This is a genomic window from Burkholderia torrens, from assembly GCF_984668525.1.
Genome location: NZ_OZ480212.1, coordinates 376812 through 400803 on the forward strand (window position 1 = coordinate 376812; position 23992 = coordinate 400803).

17 protein-coding genes, 2 tRNA genes, 3 rRNA genes and 1 riboswitch are annotated in these 23992 nt (G+C 63.6%); of the genes, 18 read left to right on the forward strand and 4 right to left on the reverse strand.

Annotated features, from left to right (window positions below):
- Nucleotides 1–16 precede the first annotated feature (16 nt).
- The 3 genes from aroQ to AC5LXX_RS18105 are packed head-to-tail and all read left to right on the forward strand — an operon-like array spanning nucleotide 17 to nucleotide 2706.
- Nucleotides 17–472, forward strand: coding sequence for a type II 3-dehydroquinate dehydratase (gene aroQ, locus AC5LXX_RS18095; protein ID WP_124455596.1), 456 nt, complete (start codon nucleotides 17–19; stop codon nucleotides 470–472).
- Nucleotides 469–1323, forward strand: a complete 855-nt coding sequence (locus AC5LXX_RS18100) for a shikimate dehydrogenase (RefSeq protein WP_493412522.1) — start codon at nucleotides 469–471, stop codon at nucleotides 1321–1323. Before aroQ ends, AC5LXX_RS18100 begins: the two co-directional genes overlap by 4 nt.
- 39 nt (nucleotides 1324–1362) lie before the next feature.
- On the forward strand, nucleotides 1363–2706 hold the full coding sequence (locus tag AC5LXX_RS18105; RefSeq protein WP_493412523.1) for an MFS transporter: 1344 nt from the start codon (nucleotides 1363–1365) through the stop codon (nucleotides 2704–2706).
- A 91-nt stretch (nucleotides 2707–2797) separates the two neighbouring features.
- Here AC5LXX_RS18105 and AC5LXX_RS18110 read toward each other — a convergent pair whose 3' ends face one another.
- Nucleotides 2798–3907 (reverse strand): 2-aminoethylphosphonate--pyruvate transaminase, encoded by a 1110-nt coding sequence (locus tag AC5LXX_RS18110; RefSeq protein WP_493412524.1) that lies wholly within the window; start codon nucleotides 3905–3907, stop codon nucleotides 2798–2800.
- Between the two features lie 258 nt (nucleotides 3908–4165).
- On the opposite strand from AC5LXX_RS18110, the gene phnS reads away from it, so the two are divergent.
- The 13 genes from phnS (at nucleotide 4166) to AC5LXX_RS18175 (ending at nucleotide 19214) form a co-directional block, all read left to right on the forward strand.
- Entirely contained in the window at nucleotides 4166–5257 is a 1092-nt protein-coding gene (gene phnS / locus AC5LXX_RS18115; protein WP_493404639.1) for a 2-aminoethylphosphonate ABC transporter substrate-binding protein, read from the forward strand.
- A 34-nt stretch (nucleotides 5258–5291) separates the two neighbouring features.
- The gene (gene phnT / locus AC5LXX_RS18120) at nucleotides 5292–6395 is read left to right on the forward strand and encodes a 2-aminoethylphosphonate ABC transport system ATP-binding subunit PhnT (RefSeq protein WP_493412525.1); all 1104 of its coding nucleotides are present in this window, start codon (nucleotides 5292–5294) and stop codon (nucleotides 6393–6395) included.
- Nucleotides 6373–7293, forward strand: a complete 921-nt coding sequence (gene phnU, locus AC5LXX_RS18125) for a 2-aminoethylphosphonate ABC transporter permease subunit (RefSeq protein ID WP_493412526.1) — start codon at nucleotides 6373–6375, stop codon at nucleotides 7291–7293. The genes phnT and phnU overlap by 23 nt, the downstream gene beginning before the upstream one ends.
- Nucleotides 7283–8143, forward strand: coding sequence for a 2-aminoethylphosphonate ABC transport system, membrane component PhnV (gene phnV, locus AC5LXX_RS18130; RefSeq protein ID WP_493412527.1), 861 nt, complete (start codon nucleotides 7283–7285; stop codon nucleotides 8141–8143). The genes phnU and phnV overlap by 11 nt, the downstream gene beginning before the upstream one ends.
- On the forward strand, nucleotides 8140–9447 hold the full coding sequence (phnA, locus tag AC5LXX_RS18135) for a phosphonoacetate hydrolase (RefSeq protein WP_493412528.1): 1308 nt from the start codon (nucleotides 8140–8142) through the stop codon (nucleotides 9445–9447). The genes phnV and phnA overlap by 4 nt, the downstream gene beginning before the upstream one ends.
- Nucleotides 9444–10898, forward strand: a complete 1455-nt coding sequence (phnY, locus tag AC5LXX_RS18140; protein ID WP_493412529.1) for a phosphonoacetaldehyde dehydrogenase — start codon at nucleotides 9444–9446, stop codon at nucleotides 10896–10898. Before phnA ends, phnY begins: the two co-directional genes overlap by 4 nt.
- Nucleotides 10899–10902: 4 nt before the next feature.
- Complete coding sequence (locus tag AC5LXX_RS18145) at nucleotides 10903–11454, forward strand: phosphonate degradation HD-domain oxygenase (protein WP_493412530.1); 552 nt, start codon at nucleotides 10903–10905, stop codon at nucleotides 11452–11454.
- 506 nt (nucleotides 11455–11960) lie between these two features.
- A 16S ribosomal RNA gene (locus tag AC5LXX_RS18150) occupies nucleotides 11961–13493 on the forward strand.
- A 64-nt stretch (nucleotides 13494–13557) separates the two neighbouring features.
- Nucleotides 13558–13634 (forward strand) — tRNA-Ile (locus AC5LXX_RS18155).
- 90 nt (nucleotides 13635–13724) lie between these two features.
- Nucleotides 13725–13800, forward strand: a tRNA-Ala gene (locus AC5LXX_RS18160).
- A gap of 285 nt (nucleotides 13801–14085) precedes the next feature.
- Nucleotides 14086–16967, forward strand: a 23S ribosomal RNA gene (locus AC5LXX_RS18165).
- Nucleotides 16968–17120: 153 nt separating this feature from the next.
- Nucleotides 17121–17233 (forward strand): 5S ribosomal RNA (rrf, locus tag AC5LXX_RS18170).
- Together the 16S, 23S and 5S rRNA genes with 2 tRNA genes alongside form the textbook arrangement of a ribosomal RNA operon.
- Nucleotides 17234–17789: 556 nt before the next feature.
- Nucleotides 17790–19214: a DHA2 family efflux MFS transporter permease subunit gene (locus AC5LXX_RS18175; protein ID WP_493412531.1), complete on the forward strand. Its 1425-nt coding sequence runs from the start codon at nucleotides 17790–17792 to the stop codon at nucleotides 19212–19214.
- A gap of 225 nt (nucleotides 19215–19439) precedes the next feature.
- Here AC5LXX_RS18175 and AC5LXX_RS18180 read toward each other — a convergent pair whose 3' ends face one another.
- The 3 genes from AC5LXX_RS18180 to AC5LXX_RS18190 form a co-directional block, all read right to left on the reverse strand.
- Nucleotides 19440–20183 carry a 2OG-Fe(II) oxygenase gene (locus tag AC5LXX_RS18180; protein WP_493413377.1) on the reverse strand — a complete coding sequence of 248 codons (744 nt, stop codon included), beginning with the start codon at nucleotides 20181–20183 and terminating at the stop codon, nucleotides 19440–19442.
- Nucleotides 20184–20471: 288 nt separating this feature from the next.
- Nucleotides 20472–22064: an inorganic phosphate transporter gene (locus AC5LXX_RS18185; RefSeq protein ID WP_493412532.1), complete on the reverse strand. Its 1593-nt coding sequence runs from the start codon at nucleotides 22062–22064 to the stop codon at nucleotides 20472–20474.
- Nucleotides 22065–22239: 175 nt separating this feature from the next.
- Nucleotides 22240–22812 (reverse strand): histidine phosphatase family protein, encoded by a 573-nt coding sequence (locus AC5LXX_RS18190; protein ID WP_493412533.1) that lies wholly within the window; start codon nucleotides 22810–22812, stop codon nucleotides 22240–22242.
- Between the two features lie 50 nt (nucleotides 22813–22862).
- Nucleotides 22863–23001, forward strand: a riboswitch (cobalamin riboswitch).
- A 33-nt stretch (nucleotides 23002–23034) separates the two neighbouring features.
- On the opposite strand from AC5LXX_RS18190, the gene AC5LXX_RS18195 reads away from it, so the two are divergent.
- Nucleotides 23035–23244 (forward strand): CbtB domain-containing protein, encoded by a 210-nt coding sequence (locus AC5LXX_RS18195; protein ID WP_493412534.1) that lies wholly within the window; start codon nucleotides 23035–23037, stop codon nucleotides 23242–23244.
- Nucleotides 23245–23257: 13 nt separating this feature from the next.
- Nucleotides 23258–23980, forward strand: coding sequence for a CbtA family protein (locus AC5LXX_RS18200; protein ID WP_493412535.1), 723 nt, complete (start codon nucleotides 23258–23260; stop codon nucleotides 23978–23980).
- Nucleotides 23981–23992: the final 12 nt, after the last annotated feature.

Sequence of the window (23992 nt, forward strand, 5' to 3'; positions counted from 1 at the left end):
CAGGAGCAGAATCACCATGAGCAAGCACAAGGTGCTGGTGCTGAACGGCCCGAACCTGAACCTGCTGGGCACGCGCCAGCCCCATATCTACGGCGCCGAAACGCTCGCCGACGTCGAGCAGCGCTGCCGTACGGCGGCAGAAGCGCTCGGGCTGGAGATCGAGTTCCGCCAGTCGAACGCCGAGCACGAGCTGATCGACTGGCTGCATGCCGCGCGTCTCGACACGCACGGCATCGTCATCAACCCGGCCGCCTATACGCATACGTCGGTCGCGCTGGCCGACGCGCTGTCCGCGATCGCGAAGCCGGTGATCGAAGTTCATATCTCGAACGTGCATCGCCGCGAGGCGTTCCGCCACCATTCGTATGTGTCGGCGGTCGCCGAAGGCGTGATCTGCGGTTGCGGCACCGAGGGCTACGTGTTCGCGCTGCAGCGCCTGGCGACGTTGTTCGCGCAGGAGGCCGCGCGATGAGCCGTCCGTCGTTTCTGATCGGCCTGATCGGCCAGGGCATCGGCGGGTCGCTGTCGCCCGCGATGCACGAGGAAGAAGGCTTCCGCCAGGGCTTCGGCTACGTGTACCGGCGCATCGATCTCGATGTGCTCGGCGTGAGCGCCGACGCGCTGCCGCAACTGCTCGATGCCGCGCAGCGGATGGGCTTCAACGGGCTGAACATCACGCATCCGTGCAAGCAGCGCGTGATCGAGCACCTCGATGAACTGTCGGACGACGCGCGCGCGCTCGGCGCGGTGAACACCGTGCTGTTCAAGGACGGCAAGCGGATCGGCCACAACACCGACTGGTCGGGCTTCGCGAAGTCGTTCCGCCGCGGGCTGCCCGACGCGCGGCTCGACAACGTCGTCCAGCTCGGCGCGGGCGGCGCCGGCGCGGCCGTCGCGCACGCGGCGCTGCAGATGGGTGCGGCCGCGCTGACGATCTTCGATGTCGACGGCACGCGCGCCGCCGCGCTCGCGGCCGAACTGCAGCAACGCTTCCCCGCCGCGCGGGTCGTGCCGGGCGGCGCGCTCGCGGCCGCGATGCACGCCGCGACCGGCCTGATCCACGCCACACCGACCGGCATGGCCAAGCATCCGGGCCTGCCGCTGCCGGCCGAGCTGCTCCATGCGGGCATGTGGGTGGCCGACATCGTCTACTTCCCGCTCGAAACCGAACTGATCCATGCCGCGCGTGCGGCCGGCTGCGCCACGCTGCCGGGCGGCGGGATGGCCGTGTACCAGGCCGTCGACGCGTTCGAGCTCTTCACCGGACGCACGCCCGACGCCGAGCGGATGTTCGATCACTTTCAGTCGCTCGTCGCGCGCTGACCCCCTTGCAGACACAGAAAGAGAGACCAGGAGACAATCATGCAGCACACCACCCACACGAGCGCCGCGCCGGCGCAGGCGGCCGGTACGGTCCGGCGTACGTCGGCGCGCTACAAGATCCTCGCGCTGCTCGCAATCGGCACGATGATCAACTATCTCGACCGCACCGTGCTGGGCGTGGCTGCGCCGCAGCTCACCAAGGAGCTCGGCATCAACGCGGCCGTGATGGGCATCATGTTCTCCGCGTTTTCGTGGACGTACGTGGCGATGCAGGTTCCCGGCGGCCTGTTCCTCGACCGCTTCGGCAGCAAGGTCACCTATTACTGGTCGATGACGCTGTGGTCGCTGTGCACGTTCCTGCAAGGCTTCGTGCCGGGCGTCGCGACGTTGCTCGCTTGCCGGCTCGGTCTCGGCGTGACTGAAGCGCCATGCTTCCCGACCAACAGCCGCGTCGTCGCGACGTGGTTCCCGCAGAACGAGCGCGCGATGGCGACGGGTACCTATACCGTCGGCGAATACATCGGCCTCGCATTCTTCAGCCCCGTGCTGTTCGCGCTGATGGGCGCATTCGGCTGGCGCTCGCTGTTCTGGGTCGTGGGCGCGGTCGGCATCGTGTTCGGTCTCGTCTGGTGGAAGTTCTACCACGAGCCGCGCAACCACCCGGGCGCCAACGCGGCGGAGCTCGCGTATATCGAGGCGGGCGGCGGCCTCGTTCACGGTGCGCGCAAGAGCGGCGACAAGGGCGACAAGCCGGCGCAGGCCAAGTTCAGCTGGGCGATGGTCGGCCAGCTGGTGAAGAAGCGCCAGCTCGCGGGCATCTGCCTCGGCCAGTTCGCCGGCAACTCGACGCTGGTGTTCTTCCTGACCTGGTTCCCGACCTATCTCGCCACCGAACGCCACATGGGCTGGCTGAAGATCGGCTTCTTCGCGGTGATGCCGTTCATCGCCGCATCGGTCGGCGTGATGTTCGGCGGGATCTTCTCCGACTGGCTGCTGCGACGCGGCAAGTCCGCGAACCTCGCGCGCAAGCTGCCGATCATCGCGGGCCTGCTGCTCGCGTCGACGATCATTCTCGCGAACTACGTGCAGAGCAACGAGGCCGTGATCGCGATCATGTCGGTTGCGTTCTTCGCGCAGGGGATGGCCGCGCTCGGCTGGACGCTCGTGTCGGACATCGCACCGGACGGCCTGCTCGGCGTGACGGGCGGCATCTTCAACTTTGCGGCGAACCTTGCCGGCATCATCACGCCGCTCGTCGTCGGCTTCATTGTCGCGTCGACCGGCTCGTTCGTCGGCGCGCTCGTGTTCATCGGCGTGATCGCGCTGGTCGGCGCGCTGTCGTACATCTTCGTCGTCGGCGACATCAAGCGGATCGAACTGTAAGCACCGGCTCCACGCACAGCCCGTGCGTTAGCCCGGCGGCCAAGCGGCCGCCGGGCTTTTTTGCTTGCGCGCGCCGGCTGGCACGCGGCGCTCACGCGCGCTGCACGGCGATGCCGAGCGATTCGACGGCCTGCGCGATCGCCGCGACCGCACGCAGGATATCGTTCGAATCGATCGCGCCGATGCAGCCGACGCGGAACGTCTCGAGCTGCGTGAGCTTGCCCGGATACAGGATGAAGCCCGCGTCGCGCACTGCGTCGTAGAAGCGGCGGAACGCATAGGCCGGATGGTCGGGCGCATGGAACGTGACGATCACCGGCGCCTGCACGCTCGCGTCGAGGAACGGCACGAAACCGAGCGCGCGCATCGATTCGACCAGCGTCCGGCAGTTGTCCACGTAGCGCGCGCCGCGCGCCGGCTGGCCGCCTTCGGCGAGATACTGGTCGAGGGCGGCGCGCAGCGCGGCGATCACGTGCGTCGGCGGCGTGAAGCGCCACTGGCCCGTCTTGCGCAGGTACGCGTACTGGTCGTGGAGGTCGAGCGCGAGCGACGGCGAGTTGCCTTCGCATGCGTCGAGCGCCTCGCGCCGCACGATCGCGAACCCCATCCCCGGCACGCCTTCGAGGCATTTGCCGCTCGCCGAGACCAGCGCATCGATGCCGCTGTCCGCGAGCGTGATCGGCAATGCGCCGAACGAACTCATCGCGTCGACGATCAGCCGCTTGCCGTGGCGCCGGCACGCGGCCGCGATCGCGTCGAGCGGATTCAGGATCCCGGCACTCGTCTCCAGATGCACGAGCGCGACGTGCGTGATGCGCGGTTCGCGCGCGAACGCGGCCTCGACCGCCGCCGCGTCGACAGCCGCGTCCTCGCCGAACGGCAGCGCGATCGCGTCGATGCCGAGCCGGCCGAGGATCTTCAGGATGCGCGCGCAATACGCGCCGTTGTCGGGCACGAGCACGACGCCGTCGCGCGGTACCAGCGTGCCGAGCGCGGCTTCGACCGAGAACGTGCCACTGCCCTGCATCGGCACGCACACGTACTCGTCGCCGCCTTTCGCGATCGCGACGAGGTCGGCGCAGACGCTGGCCGTCAGTCGATTGAAAGCGGCGTCCCACGACCCCCAGTCATGTTGCATTGCGTGGCGCGTTGTGGCGGACGTGGTGAGCGGGCCGGGCGTAAGCAGAATCGGGTCGGACATGGTTTTTCTCCAGCAGAGGTCGAACGAAACGCCGGGCGGCATTTCTGAATGACTTGCATGATATTGGCAAAATGTGTCATTTTTTGGAAATTGTGGCATTCGTCACGGGTTTGTCATCGAACGCTGTGATCCTTCGGTTGCCGCGCGAAGCCAACCGCGGCGCGGTAGCGCGGCGGGCCGTCGTTCGGCCTGCCCCGAGATAACAGGAGAGCCGGATCGTGCCCCGGCCGTTTGGTGTTCCGCCTACGGAGAAGTGAGATGACACTGCAGAAACCCTCGCGCGCCGCTGCCGGCGCGTTCCGCAAGCTCGCGCTGGCCGCCTGCGCCGCCGGTCTGCTGCAAGGTGCCGCGATGCCGGCGCATGCGGCGAACGCGGTCGTGCTGTACACGGCGGACGGTCTCGAGAACCTCTATCGCGATGTGCTGCCGGCCTTCGAGAAGAAGGAAGGCGTCAAGGTCAACATCGTGACGGCGGGTAGCGGCGAGGTCGTGAACCGCGCGAACATCGAGAAGAATTCTCCGAAGGCCGACGTGATCGTCACGCTGCCGCCGTTCATCCAGCAAGCCGGCCAGATGGGCCTGCTGCAGCCGTACCAGAGCGTGAACTACAAGAACGTGCCGGCCATCGCGAAGGCCGAGGACGGCACGTGGGCGACGTTCGTGAACAACTACTTCTCGTTCGCGATCAACCCGGACGTCGTGAAGAACCAGCCGAAGACGTTCGCCGACCTGCTGTCGCCAACCTACGCGGGTAAGGTCGCCTACTCGAACCCGGCCACGGCCGGCGACGGGATGGCCGTGCTGATCCTGACGACGTCGCTGATGGGCGAGGACAAGGCGTTCGACTACCTCGCGAAGCTGTCTCAGAGCGTGAAGTTCCACACGAAGGGCACCGGCTACCTGAACGTGCTGCTGTCGCGTAACGAGATCAGCGTCGCGAACGGCGACCTGCAGATGGACCTCGACGACGCCGAACACGGCGCGCTGTCCGTCAAGCCGATCTTCCTGGCCGCGAAGGACGGCGACCAGCCGACCACGTTCCAGCTCCCGTACGGCATCGGCCTGATCAAGAGCGGCCCGAACCAGGACGCCGGCAAGAAGCTGATCGACTACCTGATGTCGACGGATGTGCAGTCGAAGGTGCCGGACATGTACGGCATCCCGGGCCGCACGGACGTGCCGCTGGCCGGCAAGAACGGCGAGGCGGTCAAGAAGGCGATCGCGGGCGTGAAGCTGATCCCGGTCGACTGGACCCAGGTGATGGCGAAGAAGCCGGTGTGGATCGAGCGCTGGAAGAAGGATGTGATCGGCAGCTCGGGCAAGCAGCTCGACGTCGTCAAGCCGAAGTGATCGGCGCACGCCGCCTGCATTAGTGAGCAAGAGGATGAACCCGGTGGAAACCACCCTGACCCATCCCGGCGCATTCGGCGCCGCCGAACCGCACGCGACGCTGCGGTCCGGCGCGCCGGGCGGCGTGCAGATCGAACACCTGAGCGTGCGCTACGGCGCACGCACGGTGCTGGAAGATCTGTCGCTGTCGATCGGTGCCGGTGAATTTCTGACCGTGCTCGGCAAGAGCGGCTGCGGCAAGACCACGCTGCTGCGCTTCATCGCCGGGTTCGTGAAGGCCGACGGCCTGACCGGCACGCTGACCGTTGCCGGGCGTGACCTGACCTATGCGCCGCCGCACAAGCGCAATCTCGGTCTGCTGTTCCAGAATTACGCGCTGTTCCCGCACCTGTTGGTGTTCGAGAACGTCGCATTCGGGCTGCGCGCACGCGGCATGGCGTCGTCGGAAGTGACGCGCCGCGTCGCCGACGCGCTGAAGCTCGTGCAGCTCGGCGATGCGGGCCATCATCTGCCCGCGCAGCTGTCGGGCGGGATGCAGCAGCGCGTCGCGCTGGCGCGCGCGCTCGTGATCGAGCCGGACGTGCTGCTGCTCGACGAGCCGCTGTCGGCCCTCGACGCCAACCTGCGCGCGTCGGTGCGCAGCGAACTGAAGGCGCTGCACGAGCGCCTGCCGAACCTGACCGTCGTCTGCGTGACGCACGACCGCGACGACGCGCTCGTGCTGTCCGACCGCGCGCTGCTGATGCGCGACGGCCGCATCGCGCAGCTCGGCACGCCGCAGCAACTGTACGACGCGCCGCAGGACGGCTACGTTGCACGCTATCTCGGCCCCGCGAACCTGCTGCCGCCGCACGTGATCTTCCCGCTTGGCGATCCGCGCCACGACGTGCGCGGCAAGGTCGCGTGCGTGCGCCCCGAGCGCCTGACCGTGATGCCGCCGTCGGCCGGCGGCCTGCACGGCACGGTCGCGTCCGTCGAATGGCAGGGCGCGGACCTGTCGATCGCGGTCGTGATCGACGCGGCGCCCGACGAGCCCGTGCGCGTCACGATGCAACGCGGCCGCGGCGCGGCTCCCGAGCGCGGTGCGCGCGTGTCCCTGCAATGCGAGGCAGACGATGTCGTCCTTATCGAGCCCTGAAGCCGGCCTGCCGCCGCACGTGCTCGCGTCGGCCGCCGCGCATGCCGCCGCCGCACGGCGCCGCAGGCGCATGGGCGATCTGCACCTGGCCGCACTCGCGATCGTCGTGCTCGGCCCGCTCGTCGTCTATCCGCTGGTGCGGCTCGTGCTGCTGAGCGTGTCGGGCGATCACGGGTTGAGTTTCGCCGCATACCGGACCTTCTTCGGCAACCCCGACACGCGCGGCGTGCTGCTGACGACGCTCGGCGTGCTGTTCGCGAGCGCCGGAACCGCGTCGGTGCTCGGCGTGCTGCTGGCCGCGCTGCTGTTCTTCAAGCCGTTCCCGGGCGCATCGCTCGTCACGCGCTTCCTGGAGCTGTACGTCGCGTTCCCGTCGTTCCTCGTCGCGTTCACGCTGATCTTCCTGTACGGCTCGCAAGGGTCGATCAGCATCGCGCTGCAGCACCTGTTTCATCTCGAGAACCCGCCGCTCGATTTCCTGTTCGGCATCGGCGGCGTGATTCTCGCGCAGACCGTGTTCTATACGCCGTTCGTCGTGCGGCCGACACTCGCGTCGTTCGCGACGCTCGACCTGCGTCTGATCGAGGCCGCACGCAGCCTCGGCGCGTCCGGCTGGATGCTCGCGCGCCGCGTCGTGCTGCCGATCGCGTGGCCGGGCATCGCTGCCGGCACCGTGCTGTGCTTCCTGCTGACGCTGAACGAGTTCGGGATCCTGCTCGTGCTCGGCAGCGCGCGGCTCGTCACGCTGCCGGTCGCGATCTACAGCAGTGCGACGGTCGATCTCGACCTGCCGACCGCGTCGGCCGGTGCGGTCGTGATGCTGGCGTTGTCGCTGGCGCTGTATGCGGTTTATCGCCGGGTGAACCGGCGTGCGACGGGAGGGAACGATGTCCGCTGAATATCGTATCGGGCAAGCCGTGCCGCGCCACCGGATCGGCTGGAGCGATACGCTGCTCAAGCATGCGTCGCGCGCCGCGCTCGCGCTGGCCGCATTCGCGTGCTTCTGGTTGTTCGTGCTGCCGGTCGTCGTCGTCGCGCTGTCGAGCGTGTCGACCCAGTGGTCGGGCACGATTCTGCCGGCCGGCTACAGCCTGCGCTGGTTCGAACGGCTCGGGTCGCCGGAATACGACGCGCTGCTGACGAGCCTCGAAATCGGCTTCGGCGTATCGGCGATCGGCACGATCCTCGGGCTGTGGCTCGCGCTGGCGCTCGAAGGGCGCGACCGGCGCGGCCTCGGTGCGGTGGTCGACGCGCTCGTGATGGTGCCGAACGGCGTGCCGAGCGTCGTCCTCGGGCTCGCGGTGCTGATCGCGTATCACCAGAAGCCGCTCGACCTGTCGAGCTCGGCGGCGATCGTCGTGCTCGTGCAGCTCGCGCTGATCTTGCCGTTCTGCTATCGCTGCGCGGCCGCCGCGCTGCGCCCGGAACTGACCGTGCTGCGCGAAGCCGCGGCGAGCCTGGGTGCGCCGCCCGCGATGGTGCTGCGCCGCGTGCTGCTGCCGCAACTCGTGCCGGCGCTGCGCGCGAGCCTCGCGCTCGGCTTCGCGCTGTCGCTCGGCGAGCTCGGGGCGACGCTGACGGTCTATCCGCCCGGCTTCGCGACCGTGCCGATCGTCGTGATCGGCCAGGTCGAGCGCGGTTACTACCTTCCGGCATCGGCGCTGTCGCTGCTGATGCTCGGCGCGTCGCTCGCGGCGCTGCTGCTGATCGCTGCGCGCGTGCCGCGCGGCAAGCGGGCGGCATCATGAACGCCGCGTTCGCATTGCGCCAACCCGGCGACGCGTCGGCGGCCGGTACCTCGACCGGGCTTGCGGGTCGCTCGGTCGACGTCAACGGCCGGCGCTACCGGCTGCCGGTCGAGCCGACCGTCGTCGTCTGCGTCGACGGCTGCGAGTACGACTATCTCGAACGGGCTGTGGAAGCAGGCGTCGCGCCGTTCATCGCCCGGATGATCGCGGAAGGCACGGCCTGGCGCGCCGATTGCGTCGTGCCGACCTTCACCAACCCGAACAACCTGTCGATCGTCTGCGGCGTGCCGCCGTCGGTCCACGGGATCTGCGGCAACTATTTCTGGGATCCGGCCGCCGACGGCGGGCGCGGTGCCGAAGTGATGATGAACGACCCGGCCTACCTGCGCGCCGGCACGCTGCTCGCGGCGGCGTCCGACGCCGGCGCGCGGGTGGCTGTCGTCACCGCGAAGGACAAGCTGCGCCGGCTCCTCGGCTGGCGGCTGAACGGCATCTGCTTTTCGGCGGAGAAGGCCGCGCAGGCGAATCTCGCGGAAAACGGGATCGTCGACGTGCTCGACTGGGTCGGCCTGCCGTCGCCGGACGTCTACAGCGCGGCGCTGTCCGAATTCGTGTTCGCGGCCGGCGTGCGGCTCGCGCAGACCCGGCAGGTCGACCTGATGTACCTGTCGACCACCGACTACGTGCAGCACAAGTGCGAGCCTGGCAGTGTGGGCGCGAACGCGTTCTACGCGATGATGGACGGCTACCTCGCGCAGCTCGACGCGCTCGGCTGGGCGATCGGCCTCACCGCCGACCACGGGATGAACGCGAAGCACGACCCGGCGACGGGCCGCCCGAACGTGATCTATCTGCAGGATGCCTTCGACGGCTGGTACGGCGCGCAGGCTGCGCGCGTGATCCTGCCGATCACCGACCCGTACGTCGTGCACCACGGCGCGCTCGGCTCGTTCGCGACGATCTACCTGGCGCCGGGCGTCGACCGGGCCGAGGCAATGTGGCGTGTCGGTAGCCTCGATGGTGTCGAACTCGTGCTCGACAACGCGGAAGCTGCCGCACGTTTCGAGCTGCCGGCCGACCGGATCGGCGATCTCGTCGTGATCGGCCGCCGCGACATGACGCTCGGCACGCGCGAGCGCGAGCACGATCTGTCGGGCCTCACGGTGCCGCTGCGTTCGCACGGCGGCGTGTCGGAACAGGAAGTGCCGCTGCTGTTCAACCGGCGCATCGAGCGGCACGATCCCGCGCGTCGCCCGCGCAACTTCGACGTGTTCGATTTGGTACTGAACCGGGCCACGACATGATGGCGCATCCCCGGCAAGACCATCCGGCGTTCCGCGCAGAGGCGCTGCGCTGGTGCGGCACGCGTGCGACGCGCGCACGCACGCTCGACGTCACCGACCCGTACACGGGCACGCGCGTCGGCACGGCGTCGCTCGCGAGCGTCGACGACGTGCGCGCCGCGTTCGATTACGCGATGGCCTACCGGCCGAAGCTCACGCGCTACGAGCGTTCGCAGATCCTCGAACGTGCGGCCACGCTGCTGCGCGAGCGCACCGAGGAAGCGTCCGACCTGATCACGCTCGAATCGGGGCTGTCGAAGCAGGACTCCCGCTACGAGGTCGGCCGCGTCGCCGACGTGCTGAAGCTCGCGGCGGTCGAGGCATTGCGCGACGATTCGCAAAGTTTCTCGTGCGACCTGACGCCTCATGGCAAGGCGCGGCGCGTGTTTTCGCAGCGGCAGCCGCTCGACGGCGTGATCGTCGCGATCACGCCGTTCAATCATCCGATGAACCAGGTGGCGCACAAGATCGCGCCGGCGATCGCGACGAACAACCGCGTGATCGTGAAGCCGTCGGAGAAGGTGCCGCTGTCGGCGTTCTATCTGGCCGACCTGCTGTATGAGGCCGGGCTGCCCGAGCCGATGCTGCAGGTGCTGACCGGCGACCCGGCCGAGATCGCGGACGAACTCGTCACGCATCCGCATGCGTCGCTGATCACGTTCACGGGCGGCGTCGCGATCGGCAAGGCGATTGCCGCGCGGGCCGGCTACCGGCGCATCGTGCTGGAACTGGGCGGCAACGATCCGCTGATCGTCCTCGACGATGCCGATCTCGAACGCGCGGCATCGCTGGCGGTGCTCGGCTCGTACCGGAACTCCGGCCAGCGCTGCACGGCCGTCAAGCGGATGCTGGTACAGCGCTCGATCGCACCGGCATTCACCGAATTGCTCGTCGAGAAGACGCGCGCATGGAGGTATGGCGATCCGTTCGATCCCGCGAACGAAATGGGCACGGTGATCGACGAGGCGGCGGCGCGGCTGTTCGAGGCGCGCGTGGACGAGGCGGTCGCGCAGGGCGCGCGCCTGCTGACCGGCAACGTGCGGCGCGGCGCGTTGTATTCACCGACCGTGCTCGACAACGTTGATCCGTCGATGACGATCGTGCGCGAGGAAACCTTCGGGCCGGTGTCGCCGGTGATCACGTTCGATACGATCGACGATGCGATCCGGATCAGCAACGGGACAGCGTTCGGTCTGTCGTCGGGCGTGTGTACCGACAGCACGGCGGCGGTCGTGCGGTTCGTGAACGAACTGAACGTCGGTACGGTGAATGTATGGGAAGTGCCTGGCTACCGGATCGAGTTGTCGCCGTTCGGCGGGATCAAGGATTCGGGGCTCGGTTACAAGGAAGGCGTTCAGGAGGCGATGAAGAGCTTCACGAACCTGAAGACGTTTTCGCTGCCGTGGGAGTGAAGGAATGGCATTGACGGTGGAAGCGATCCACGGGCTGTACCGCGAGCATGGCCATGTGGCCTATAGCGGAGAGCCGGTCACGCAGCTCGAGCATGCGTTGCAGAGCGGCATGCTGGCGGAGGAGGCGGGCGCGAATGAGGCGCTGGTCGCGGCGGCGTTCCTGCACGACCTCGGGCATCTGCTGAATCGCCAGGGCGAAACGCCGAGCGCGCGCGGGATCGACGATCTGCATCAGTATTACGTGCTGCCGTTCCTGCGGCCGCTGTTTTCCGATGCGGTGCTGGAACCGATCCGGCTGCACGTCGATGCGAAGCGCTGCCTGTGCCGCACGGACACCGGTTACTTCGAGAGCCTGTCGCCGGACTCGGTGCGCAGTCTCGCGCTGCAGGGCGGCATCTTCAGCGAAGAGGAGACGGTGGTGTTCCTGCAGCGCCCGTTCGCGGAGGATGCACTGCGTCTGCGCCGCTGGGACGACACGGCGAAGGAGGAGGGAAAAGTGACGCCGGATCTCGATCACTATATGGAGATCGTTGCGCGCCAGGTGCGCACGGCCTGACGGTTCGGCCGCCTCTATATAAGGCTCCGCACGCGGCAGCGTGCGGAGCCTTATATTTTTTGCGAAACCCCTTGCGCGATTGTCGTCAGGTGCATAGAATCACGCCTCTTTCGCGCTAACGGAAACGCGGCGCGGGAGGAAGGGAAGCGGTGCTGTTGGGGCCTGGTGGTAGCGGCCTCGGCGGTACAAGAAGTCGAGCCCCGCAGTCGCAACGACGTGATGTAAAAAGTTGTTGACGAACTGCGAAACACGGTTCATAATCTCGCTTCTCTGCTGCTGAAAACGCAGCGCTGCTGAGAAACTTCAGGTTCTTCGCAGAATGCTCTTTAAAAATTAACAGCCGATAAGTGTGGGCGCTTGATGGAAGCGAGCTGATCTTCGGATCAGATAGCGAAAGTATCAAGAGTCTCACACTAAAGTAAGTCAGGTTTATGAAGTGATTCATATTCCTGTCAGCTTTGAGTGAGCGACCGGTTCTTAACCGAACCGAAAACAGTAACAGGTTTGAACTGAAGAGTTTGATCCTGGCTCAGATTGAACGCTGGCGGCATGCCTTACACATGCAAGTCGAACGGCAGCACGGGTGCTTGCACTTGGTGGCGAGTGGCGAACGGGTGAGTAATACATCGGAACATGTCCTGTAGTGGGGGATAGCCCGGCGAAAGCCGGATTAATACCGCATACGATCTACGGATGAAAGCGGGGGACCTTCGGGCCTCGCGCTATAGGGTTGGCCGATGGCTGATTAGCTAGTTGGTGGGGTAAAGGCCTACCAAGGCGACGATCAGTAGCTGGTCTGAGAGGACGACCAGCCACACTGGGACTGAGACACGGCCCAGACTCCTACGGGAGGCAGCAGTGGGGAATTTTGGACAATGGGCGAAAGCCTGATCCAGCAATGCCGCGTGTGTGAAGAAGGCCTTCGGGTTGTAAAGCACTTTTGTCCGGAAAGAAATCCTTGGCTCTAATACAGTCGGGGGATGACGGTACCGGAAGAATAAGCACCGGCTAACTACGTGCCAGCAGCCGCGGTAATACGTAGGGTGCGAGCGTTAATCGGAATTACTGGGCGTAAAGCGTGCGCAGGCGGTTTGCTAAGACCGATGTGAAATCCCCGGGCTCAACCTGGGAACTGCATTGGTGACTGGCAGGCTAGAGTATGGCAGAGGGGGGTAGAATTCCACGTGTAGCAGTGAAATGCGTAGAGATGTGGAGGAATACCGATGGCGAAGGCAGCCCCCTGGGCCAATACTGACGCTCATGCACGAAAGCGTGGGGAGCAAACAGGATTAGATACCCTGGTAGTCCACGCCCTAAACGATGTCAACTAGTTGTTGGGGATTCATTTCCTTAGTAACGTAGCTAACGCGTGAAGTTGACCGCCTGGGGAGTACGGTCGCAAGATTAAAACTCAAAGGAATTGACGGGGACCCGCACAAGCGGTGGATGATGTGGATTAATTCGATGCAACGCGAAAAACCTTACCTACCCTTGACATGGTCGGAATCCTGCTGAGAGGTGGGAGTGCTCGAAAGAGAACCGGCGCACAGGTGCTGCATGGCTGTCGTCAGCTCGTGTCGTGAGATGTTGGGTTAAGTCCCGCAACGAGCGCAACCCTTGTCCTTAGTTGCTACGCAAGAGCACTCTAAGGAGACTGCCGGTGACAAACCGGAGGAAGGTGGGGATGACGTCAAGTCCTCATGGCCCTTATGGGTAGGGCTTCACACGTCATACAATGGTCGGAACAGAGGGTTGCCAACCCGCGAGGGGGAGCTAATCCCAGAAAACCGATCGTAGTCCGGATTGCACTCTGCAACTCGAGTGCATGAAGCTGGAATCGCTAGTAATCGCGGATCAGCATGCCGCGGTGAATACGTTCCCGGGTCTTGTACACACCGCCCGTCACACCATGGGAGTGGGTTTTACCAGAAGTGGCTAGTCTAACCGCAAGGAGGACGGTCACCACGGTAGGATTCATGACTGGGGTGAAGTCGTAACAAGGTAGCCGTATCGGAAGGTGCGGCTGGATCACCTCCTTTCCAGAGCTTCTCGCACAAGTTGAGCGCTCACGCTTATCGGCTGTAAATTTAAAGACAGACTCAGGGGTCTGTAGCTCAGTCGGTTAGAGCACCGTCTTGATAAGGCGGGGGTCGTTGGTTCGAATCCAACCAGACCCACCATTGTCTGACGTGTCGGTGATCGTTAGCGCTTCAGCGCTTACGAGCAGCCCATGCCGATAGGCTGAAGTACACCTGAGGTCATCTGTACATGGGGGCATAGCTCAGCTGGGAGAGCACCTGCTTTGCAAGCAGGGGGTCGTCGGTTCGATCCCGTCTGCCTCCACCAATCCTCAATGCTAAGAGTTTGCTGAAAAATCAGCGAGCGCTTTGCATTGGCGATTGAGCCAGTCAGAGGATATCAACAGATATCGGCTGTCGTTCTTTAACAATCTGGAAGAAGCAAGTAATTTGGATAGCGGAAGCGTCTTGAGATGGACGTGGAAACTATCCGGGTTGTGATTGTATCGATGTATCTCAAGATGATTCGAACTTAATGTTCGGCTCAATTGGAATACGGCACAACGCGAGAACTCAACCTGTAGCGACTGTCGATGAGACAGACTCGTTATAGGGTCAAGCGAACAAGTGCATGTGGTGGATGCCTTGGCGATCACAGGCGATGAAGGACGCGGTAGCCTGCGAAAAGCTACGGGGAGCTGGCAAACAAGCTTTGATCCGTAGATGTCCGAATGGGGAAACCCACTCCTTTTGGAGTATCCATGGCTGAATACATAGGCCATGTGAAGCGAACGCGGTGAACTGAAACATCTAAGTAACCGCAGGAAAAGAAATCAACCGAGATTCCCAAAGTAGTGGCGAGCGAAATGGGATGAGCCTTGCACTCTTTATTTGTATTGTTAGCCGAACGCTCTGGAAAGTGCGGCCATAGCAGGTGATAGCCCTGTAGGCGAAAACAGTATGAAAGAACTAGGTGTGCGACAAGTAGGGCGGGACACGTGAAATCCTGTCTGAAGATGGGGGGACCATCCTCCAAGGCTAAATACTCGTGATCGACCGATAGTGAACCAGTACCGTGAGGGAAAGGCGAAAAGAACCCCGGGAGGGGAGTGAAATAGATCCTGAAACCGCATGCATACAAACAGTCGGAGCCTCGTAAGGGGTGACGGCGTACCTTTTGTATAATGGGTCAGCGACTTACGTTCAGTAGCAAGCTTAACCGTATAGGGCAGGCGTAGCGAAAGCGAGTCCGAATAGGGCGTTCAGTTGCTGGGCGTAGACCCGAAACCAAGTGATCTATCCATGGCCAGGATGAAGGTGCGGTAACACGTACTGGAGGTCCGAACCCACTAACGTTGAAAAGTTAGGGGATGAGCTGTGGATAGGGGTGAAAGGCTAAACAAACTTGGAAATAGCTGGTTCTCTCCGAAAACTATTTAGGTAGTGCCTCGTGTCTCACCTTCGGGGGTAGAGCACTGTCATGGTTGGGGGGTCTATTGCAGATTACCCCGCCATAGCAAACTCCGAATACCGAAGAGTGCAATCACGGGAGACAGACATCGGGTGCTAACGTCCGGTGTCAAGAGGGAAACAACCCAGACCGCCAGCTAAGGTCCCCAAATATAGCTAAGTGGGAAACGAAGTGGGAAGGCTAAAACAGTCAGGAGGTTGGCTTAGAAGCAGCCACCCTTTAAAGAAAGCGTAATAGCTCACTGATCGAGTCGTCCTGCGCGGAAGATGTAACGGGGCTAAGCTATATACCGAAGCTGCGGATGCGTGCTTTGCACGCATGGTAGGAGAGCGTTCCGTAAGCCTGCGAAGGTGCGTTGAAAAGCGTGCTGGAGGTATCGGAAGTGCGAATGCTGACATGAGTAGCGATAAAGGGGGTGAAAGGCCCCCTCGCCGTAAGCCCAAGGTTTCCTACGCAACGTTCATCGGCGTAGGGTGAGTCGGCCCCTAAGGCGAGGCAGAAATGCGTAGCTGATGGGAAGCAGGTCAATATTCCTGCACCATTGTTAGATGCGATGGGGGGACGGATCGCGGAAGGTTGTCCGGGTGTTGGAAGTCCCGGTCGCTGCATTGGAGAAGGCGCTTAGGCAAATCCGGGCGCGGAATTCAAGGGTGTGGCGCGAGCTCCTTAGGGAGCGAAGCAATTGGAAGTGGTTCCAAGAAAAGCCTCTAAGCTTCAGTCTAACGATGACCGTACCGCAAACCGACACAGGTGGGCGAGATGAGTATTCTAAGGCGCTTGAGAGAACTCGGGAGAAGGAACTCGGCAAATTGGTACCGTAACTTCGGGATAAGGTACGCCCTTGTAGCTTGATGCCCCTGCGGGCAAAGGGTGAAGGGGTTGCAATAAACTGGTGGCTGCGACTGTTTAATAAAAACACAGCACTCTGCAAACACGAAAGTGGACGTATAGGGTGTGACGCCTGCCCGGTGCCGGAAGATTAAATGATGGGGTGCAAGCTCTTGATTGAAGTCCCGGTAAACGGCGGCCGTAACTATAACGGTCCTAAGGTAGCGAAATTCCTTGTCGGGTAAGTTCCGACCTGCACGAATGGCGTAACGATGGCCACACTGTCTCCTCCCGAGACTCAGCGAAGTTGAAGTGTTTGTGATGATGCAATCTACCCGCGGCTAGACGGAAAGACCCCATGAACCTTTACTGTAGCTTTGCATTGGACTTTGAACCGATCTGTGTAGGATAGGTGGGAGGCTATGAAGCCGGAACGCTAGTTTCGGTGGAGCCGTCCTTGAAATACCACCCTGGTTTGTTTGAGGTTCTAACCTTGGCCCGTGATCCGGGTCGGGGACAGTGCATGGTAGGCAGTTTGACTGGGGCGGTCTCCTCCCAAAGCGTAACGGAGGAGTACGAAGGTACGCTAGGTACGGTCGGAAATCGTGCTGATAGTGCAATGGCATAAGCGTGCTTAACTGCGAGACCGACAAGTCGAGCAGGTGCGAAAGCAGGTCATAGTGATCCGGTGGTTCTGTATGGAAGGGCCATCGCTCAACGGATAAAAGGTACTCTGGGGATAACAGGCTGATACCGCCCAAGAGTTCATATCGACGGCGGTGTTTGGCACCTCGATGTCGGCTCATCTCATCCTGGGGCTGTAGCCGGTCCCAAGGGTATGGCTGTTCGCCATTTAAAGAGGTACGTGAGCTGGGTTTAAAACGTCGTGAGACAGTTTGGTCCCTATCTGCCGTGGGCGTTGGATATTTGAAGGGGGCTGCTCCTAGTACGAGAGGACCGGAGTGGACGAACCTCTGGTGTACCGGTTGTCACGCCAGTGGCATCGCCGGGTAGCTATGTTCGGAAGAGATAACCGCTGAAAGCATCTAAGCGGGAAACTCGCCTTAAGATGAGATATCCCTGGGGACTAGATCCCCTTGAAGGGTCGTTCGAGACCAGGACGTTGATAGGTCAGGTGTGTAAGCGCAGTAATGCGTTCAGCTAACTGATACTAATTGCCCGTAAGGCTTGATCCTATAACAAGTCTGCCTTGTAGATCGGCGTCGTGCGAAAGCACCGGCCGCGATCCAGAGCGACAAGTTGGATTCTCGTGTGTGATACACACAACTCAAGATTACTGCTTCTTCCCAGATTGGTTGTGCTGCGAAGCAGCGCAACAACCCTCTTTGCCTGATGACCATAGCGAGTCGGTCCCACCCCTTCCCATCCCGAACAGGACCGTGAAACGACTCTACGCCGATGATAGTGCGGATTCCCGTGTGAAAGTAGGTAATCGTCAGGCTCCCTAAGCCAGAAACCCCCGCCCGACCAGGCGGGGGTTTTTGCATTGGCGCGGCGGAAATGTACGCAGGCCGTGCCGGCCAAGCGCAATGCGGCTCGAGCTGAAGCGTCGATGACCTCGAATCAGGATCTTCGCGGCCTCGAGCGATAGGTCGTCAGGCACCCAAGAAATCCTCGGCACGTTCTTCTACGGACTACGCCAATCCAACTTCAGTCAGTGTCCGGTCGATGTCGACAAATCCAGCGGCGATGCCTTGATGGATGATAATGACCGACGTTCGTCGACAATAGTCGACAAATGCCGCTTTTTACCCCAAAACTCACCGCGCCATCCACCTATCTTTCGACGCACCAGATCGACCTGATCGTGCGTGTTCCCGGCGAACGCGCTAGAAATCTCCATAAAAATCTATGCGCATAAAGTCCGTTTGCTCGACATGCGCTGCAGAGCGGTGAGCAGGTCCTTCGGGGTAATATCGGCATTCGTCCCGATTCGCGGCATCTGCCTGCATCTGCCGGCGATCGGTGTCTTCTGCATTTCTTCTCCCGCATCGTTCATGACTGACAGCCCAGCCCAAGGTGGTCGGACGACCGACTTCTTGCCGTATCTCGTCGCCGCAACGTTCTTCATGGAGTACCTCGACACGACCGTGATCGCGACTGCGCTGCCGCAAATGGCGCGCTCGTTCGGTGTCGGTCCGAATGCGCTGAGCCTCGGCATGACGGCCTACATGCTGGCGTTGGCGGTGTTCATCCCGATCAGCGGCTGGATCGCGGATCGCTATGGGTCGCGCACGGTATTCGCAAGTGCGATCGTCGTGTTCACCGGCGCGTCGGTGCTGTGCGGGCTGTCCGACGGTGTCGTGACGTTCACGGCTGCGCGGCTGCTGCAGGGCGTCGGTGGGGCGATGATGGTGCCGGTCGGACGGATGATCGTCGTGCGGAGCACCGAGAAGGCCAGGCTGATGCGTGCGATCGCGACGATCACGTGGCCGGGCATCGTCGCGCCTGTCGTCGGGCCGCCGATCGGCGGCTTCATCACGACTTACGCGTCATGGCGCTGGATCTTCCTGCTGAACGTCCCGTTCGGTATTGCCGCGCTCGTCTGCACCTGGCTGATCGTGCGGAACACGCGGGCCGACGAGCAACGGCCGCTCGACTGGGTTGGATTCGTGCTGGCCGGTGGCGCACTGACTTGCTTGCTGATCGGCACCGAAGCGGCCGGGCAGCAGGATGTCGACTTCACGCGCGCGGGCGTCCTGGTGGGGGCGAGCGTGCTGTTCGGTGCGGCCGCGTGGCTGCATGCACGACGCTGCGCACATCCGCTGCTCGATTTCACGACGCTGAAGGTGCCGACGTTCTCGGTGACCGTGATCACCGGTTCGGTCACGCGGATGGCGATCAACGCCGTGCCATACCTGCTGCCGCTGCTGTTTCAGATCGGCTTCGGGCTCTCGCCGTTCCAGTCCGGCCTGCTGCTGCTCGCGAGCGCGCTCGGCAATCTGGGGATGAAGGCGGGAACGTCGTGGATTCTCGACCGATATGGCTTCCGGCGCGTTGCACTCGTCGACGTGACGATCGTCGGCTTCTTCACGATCGCGTGCGGCTGGCTGACCGCGTCGACGCCGCTGGCGATCACGCTGTTCGTCGTATTCGTCTACGGACTGACGCGGTCGATGCAGTTCACGACGCTCGCGACACTCGCCTATGCGGATATCCCGGCACATCAGACGAGTGCGGCCAGCACGCTGTGGAGCGCCGCGCAGCAGATGACGATCGGGATGGGGATCGCGTTCGGTGCGTTGTCGCTGCGGCTCGCGGCGTTGGTGCGCGGCGATGCGGCCGGCATGCATTACGTGCTCGACGATTTCCGCTGGGCATTCGTCGCGGCAGGTGTGCTCGCGCTGCTGACGTTGCCGGGCTATGCACGGCTGGCCTCCGATGCAGGCGATCGACTGCGGGCGACTATGGCGCGAGGGTAGGCCGAACGGCTAATCGAATCTGCACCACGACAGGTGAGTGTGCCTGTTTTCCGCTGCTCACCTGAAACGTCGATCCGTTGCGGTTGCGATGGCCCGACGGTCCGCGCAACCGGTCATTCGTCGCGGCTGCAATCGCGTGAGCGGACCACGCGGCGCGCCTGGCGCGAACCTGAAATCAGCCGCGCCACGAATGTCGAGACGGCACCAAGCTCATCCCGGCTGTTGTCACTGCGCGTCATGAAAGATGATGCCGACCGTGTGGCGATGGCCGCTGCGGATCCGGCTCACGCCGTGGCGCAGGTTGACGCGATAGACGCCGCGCGTCCCCTGCACGGGTCTGCCGTGCACGGCGAAGATCACCGCGTCGCCCTGCATCAACGGCACCACTTCGGTACGTGATTGCATGCGTGGCCGCTGTTCCGTCAACACGAATTCCCCGCCCGTGAAATCGCGGCCCGGCGCCGACAGCAGGATCGCGACCTGCAACGGAAACACGTGTTCGCCATAGAGATCCTGATGAAGGCAGTTGTAGTCGTCGGGACCGTATTGCAGGATCAGCGGCGTCGGTCGCGTTTGTCCTGCCGCGTGGCAGCGATCGAGGAATGTCGCGTGGTCGTTCGGATAGCGGACGTCGATTCCGAGTGCCTGGTTCCAGCGATTCGCGATGGGTGCGAGATGCGGATAGATCGTCGCGCGCAGCTCGGCGATGGCCGCAGGCAGCGGGTACGCGAAGTATTTGTATTCGCCGCGGCCGAATCCGTGCCGCGCCATCACGACGCGCGAACGATAGAGTGCATCCCGCGGATAGAGCGACGCAAGCGCATCGCATTCGTCCGTCGAAATCAGGCCCGGCACATGCGCGCACCCATAACGATCGAGCTCGGAACCGACGGTCCGCCAGTCGATGGTGTCGACGCGTTGCGCGATGTCCGGCGATTCGATGGCAGGTTGCAGATCGGCGATGTTCACGGGCGTCCCTCGGTTCGTCAGCGATGTGGCGCCGCGCGGAATGCTCGGAAGCGTTGCGTGCACGGTTGCAGCCACAAAAAAATGATGGCCCCAGTCTAGCGACGTTCGAGCACAGATGCGCTCCAGATCTTGCGCTTCAATTCGGAAGGGGGAGGAGGGCATGCGGCGCGCACGATACATCGAAGGCTGCGACGTATCAGTGCGGAAAGGCGGGGAAGCGGAGAAGCGAAGCTGCGAATCCTCCACGACAGGCGGCCGGCGCATACCGGCCACCCGTCGCAACGCGAATCAAGCCATCGACCGGAACAACCAGTAGAGCGCGCCGGCAAGCACGATCGACGCCGGCAGCGTCAGCACCCACGCGAGCACGAGGCTGCGCACCGTGCCCCATTGCAGCCCCGACCCGTTCGCCGCCATCGTGCCCGCGACACCCGACGACAGCACGTGGGTCGTCGACACCGGCAGCCCGTACACGTCGGCGGCGCCGATCGTCAGCATCGCGACGAGTTCGGCCGACGCGCCCTGTCCGTAGGTCAGATGCTGCTTGCCGATTTTCTCGCCGACGGTCACGACGATCCGCTTCCAGCCGACCATCGTGCCGAGGCCCAGCGCGATCGCGACGGCAACCTTCACCCACGTCGGAATGAATTTGGTCGCGTGGTCGAGCTGCTTGCGATAGTTGTCGATCGCAAGCTTGTCGTCGGCGGCGAACGCGGGCTGGCCCGACTTCTCGATCAGGCGGATTGCTTCGGACACCAGATACATCGTGTTGCGCACGTTGTCGACGTCGCGCTGCGGCACGGCGGCCATCGACCCCGACGCGCCGACGGCCGTCGCGAGCGACGTCGACAGCTGCTGCACGGCCGGCAGCACGGCGGGCGTCAGTTCACGACGCTGCACGTAGTGTTCGACATCGGCGCGCGGGTTCGCGGACGGTGCGACGCCGTTCGTGTACTTGCCGAACGTCGCGGCCGCCTGGTTCGCGACGGCCACGAAAGTCTGCGATTCGGCCGGCGTGACGGCCTTGTTCAACGCATACGCAGTCGGCACCGTGCCGATCAGGATCAGCATGATGAGGCCCATCCCTTTCTGCCCGTCGTTCGAGCCGTGCGCAAACGACACGCCCGTGCAGGTCAGGATCAGCAGGCAGCGAATCCAGAACGGCGGCGGCTGATCCTTCGGCGGTTCCTTGTACAGCTCGGGAATCCGCACGAGCGTCTTCAGCACGAGCAGCAGCAGTGCCGCGCACAGGAAGCCGACGATCGGCGAGAACAGCAGCGACTTGCCGACGCCGAGCGCCTGGGCCCAGTCGACGCCGCTCGTGCCGGACGGCCCGTGCATCAGCTGGTTCATCAGCCCGACGCCGATGATCGACCCGATCAGCGTATGCGAGCTCGACGACGGCAACCCGAAATACCAGGTCGCGAGGTTCCAGACGATCGCGGCGATCAGCAGCGCGAACACCATCGCGAAGCCCGAGCCGCTGCCAACCTGCAGGATCAGCTCGACCGGCAGCAGTTGCAGGATGCCGAACGCGACGGCGCCGCTCGAGACCATCACGCCGAGGAAGTTCCACATGCCGGACCAGATCACCGCGACGTTCGGCGTCAGCGAGTGCGTATAGATCACGGTGGCGACCGCGTTCGCGGTGTCGTGGAAGCCGTTGACGAATTCGAAGCCGAGCGCGATCAGCAGCGCGGCGCCGAGCAGCAGGTACGGGAACAGCTTCCCTTCGCGGACCGGCGACAGATCGTCGATCAGGTGCGTGGCGATATAGATCGCGCCGAGCGCGAGCACCAGCAGGAAGACGGCATAGCCGACCTGCCTGGTGCGTTCGACGGAGCCCGAATTGTTCGGTGCGGACGAAGCAGGTTGATTCATGACGGCATCTCGTAAGGGAACCGCGTCCGATCCTATCTGCGGCCAGCAGACAGTTTGATGACAGTCGGGACCACGAACGGTGTGCGTTGTCGACACGTAAGGAAAATGAAGGCATGCATGCGCGACGCGAGGTACCGGCCCGCATCGTCATCCACATAGTGAGCGCAAGACGGGCCTATGCGTTGTCGTCCGTGCTCAACGTCCATCCATGTGGTGATGCGACGAGCGTCGTGCAGGACAGCGGCGCGATGTCGAGGCGGGTTGCTGTCTTCGAATCCATCCGCAACGCATGCGCGACGGCCGCGCGAACGATCGTCGCATGCGTGACCGCAACGATGTCGCGGTCGCGCTGCAGCGTGTCCAACCAGGTGCCGACGCGGCGCATGGTGGCGTCGAACGATTCGCCGCCGTGCGGCGACGCTGACGGGTCGCTGATCCACGCACCCAGTTCGTCCGGCAAGTCGCGTGCGAGGTCGTGCAAGCGCTTGCCGCGCCAGTTGCCGTAGTCGATGTCGCGCAGTGCGTCTTCAACGTCGGCATGTAACCCGAGTGCGTCGGCGGTCTGCCGCGCACAGCGCGCAGGGCTGCACAGCACGAGCGAGCCGTTAACGCCTGCCCACCGGTCGCGCAGTGCAGCGGCTTCGGCGAGCCCGCGGGCATCGAGCGGATCGTCGTCGGGAAACGTGCCGGTGCGCATCGCCCGGGTCGGCGCGTGTGCGATCAGGTGCAGCGAGGCATGCAGGGTCATGTCGGTTTTCGGGGAATCCGGAGCGGGACGCAATCGTCACCGTGCGATCACTTCAATACGCGAACGTTCGCGCGTACAATTCGCCCGATACGAAACGCGGAAGCCGGTGCAATTCCGGCGCGGTCGCGCCACTGTAACCGGGGAATCGACGATCCCGGAAGCCAGACCTGCCTTCGTACCCATTCAACATTTGTCGGGGCGCGAATCCCCTGAGGTGCATCCATGAGCGAAGCAGTGCTGAAGCCGGCGGCCGTGCCGGCACCCATCCCCGTCCGTGAACTGTTGCCGTGGGCCGTGTTCGTCGGCCTGATCCTGTTGCTCGCGCTTTATTTCGTCGGCGCGGAACAGGGCGCGACGTCGCTCGTGCCGGGCATGTACGTCCACGAGTTCGTCCACGACGGCCGCCATCTGCTCGGCTTTCCCTGCCACTGACGCGGAGGCCGTGATGGTCGGAAAGCTGCTCATGCGCGGGATGCTCGCAGGCATCGCCGCAGGCCTCCTCACGTTCGGTTTCGCCAGAATCGTCGGCGAACCGCAAGTCGATCAGGCAATCTCCTTCGAAGAAAAAACCACCGCCGCCAGTGGCGAGGCACCGGAGCCCGAGCTGGTCAGCCGCCGGACGCAGGCGGGCCTCGGGCTGCTGACGGGTGTCGTGACCTACGGCGCGGCATTCGGCGGGCTGTTCTCGCTGGTTTTCGCGTTTGCCTACGGGCGAGGCAGCCGCCTCCCCGCACGGCCGCTGGCCGCGTGGCTCGCGCTGGCGGCATTCATCGCGCTCGTGATCGTGCCGAACCTCAAGTACCCGGCCAATCCGCCGTCGGTCGGCGATCCCGACACGATCGGCTACCGCACGGGCCTGTTCTTCCTGATGATCGCGATCTCGGTCGCGACGATGGTGTTCTCGGTCAGCGTGCGCCGCCATTTGCTGGCGAAGCTCGGCCAGTGGAACGCGTCGATCGTCGCCGGGCTCGTGTTCGTCGCGATCATCGCGGCCGTGCAGGTCGGGCTGCCGTCTGTCAGCGAGTTGCCGGCCGATTTCCCGGCGGCCGTGCTGTGGAAGTTCCGCGTCGCGGCGATCGGCATGCAGGTGATCATGTGGACGACGATCGGCCTGTTGTTCGGCGCCTGGGTCGAGCGCAGCGAGCGCATCGGCTTGCGCGCCGCCTGACGCGCAGCGCAG

What these genes read in the sequence shown, in the direction of transcription:
- phnA (WP_493412528.1), top strand. Translation starts at nt 8,140, where the DNA reads ATGAACGCCGCGTTCGCATTGCGCCAACCCGGCGACGCGTCGGCGGCC.
- AC5LXX_RS18145 (WP_493412530.1), top strand. Translation starts at nt 10,903, where the DNA reads ATGGCATTGACGGTGGAAGCGATCCACGGGCTGTACCGCGAGCATGGC.
- AC5LXX_RS18175 (WP_493412531.1), top strand. Translation starts at nt 17,790, where the DNA reads ATGACTGACAGCCCAGCCCAAGGTGGTCGGACGACCGACTTCTTGCCG.
- phnT (WP_493412525.1), top strand. Translation starts at nt 5,292, where the DNA reads ATGAACCCGGTGGAAACCACCCTGACCCATCCCGGCGCATTCGGCGCC.
- phnV (WP_493412527.1), top strand. Translation starts at nt 7,283, where the DNA reads ATGTCCGCTGAATATCGTATCGGGCAAGCCGTGCCGCGCCACCGGATC.
- phnS (WP_493404639.1), top strand. Translation starts at nt 4,166, where the DNA reads ATGACACTGCAGAAACCCTCGCGCGCCGCTGCCGGCGCGTTCCGCAAG.
- AC5LXX_RS18105 (WP_493412523.1), top strand. Translation starts at nt 1,363, where the DNA reads ATGCAGCACACCACCCACACGAGCGCCGCGCCGGCGCAGGCGGCCGGT.
- AC5LXX_RS18110 (WP_493412524.1), bottom strand. Translation starts at nt 3,907, where the DNA reads ATGTCCGACCCGATTCTGCTTACGCCCGGCCCGCTCACCACGTCCGCC.
- AC5LXX_RS18100 (WP_493412522.1), top strand. Translation starts at nt 469, where the DNA reads ATGAGCCGTCCGTCGTTTCTGATCGGCCTGATCGGCCAGGGCATCGGC.
- phnU (WP_493412526.1), top strand. Translation starts at nt 6,373, where the DNA reads ATGTCGTCCTTATCGAGCCCTGAAGCCGGCCTGCCGCCGCACGTGCTC.
- phnY (WP_493412529.1), top strand. Translation starts at nt 9,444, where the DNA reads ATGATGGCGCATCCCCGGCAAGACCATCCGGCGTTCCGCGCAGAGGCG.
- AC5LXX_RS18195 (WP_493412534.1), top strand. Translation starts at nt 23,035, where the DNA reads ATGAGCGAAGCAGTGCTGAAGCCGGCGGCCGTGCCGGCACCCATCCCC.
- AC5LXX_RS18200 (WP_493412535.1), top strand. Translation starts at nt 23,258, where the DNA reads ATGGTCGGAAAGCTGCTCATGCGCGGGATGCTCGCAGGCATCGCCGCA.
- AC5LXX_RS18190 (WP_493412533.1), bottom strand. Translation starts at nt 22,812, where the DNA reads ATGACCCTGCATGCCTCGCTGCACCTGATCGCACACGCGCCGACCCGG.
- AC5LXX_RS18185 (WP_493412532.1), bottom strand. Translation starts at nt 22,064, where the DNA reads ATGAATCAACCTGCTTCGTCCGCACCGAACAATTCGGGCTCCGTCGAA.
- aroQ (WP_124455596.1), top strand. Translation starts at nt 17, where the DNA reads ATGAGCAAGCACAAGGTGCTGGTGCTGAACGGCCCGAACCTGAACCTG.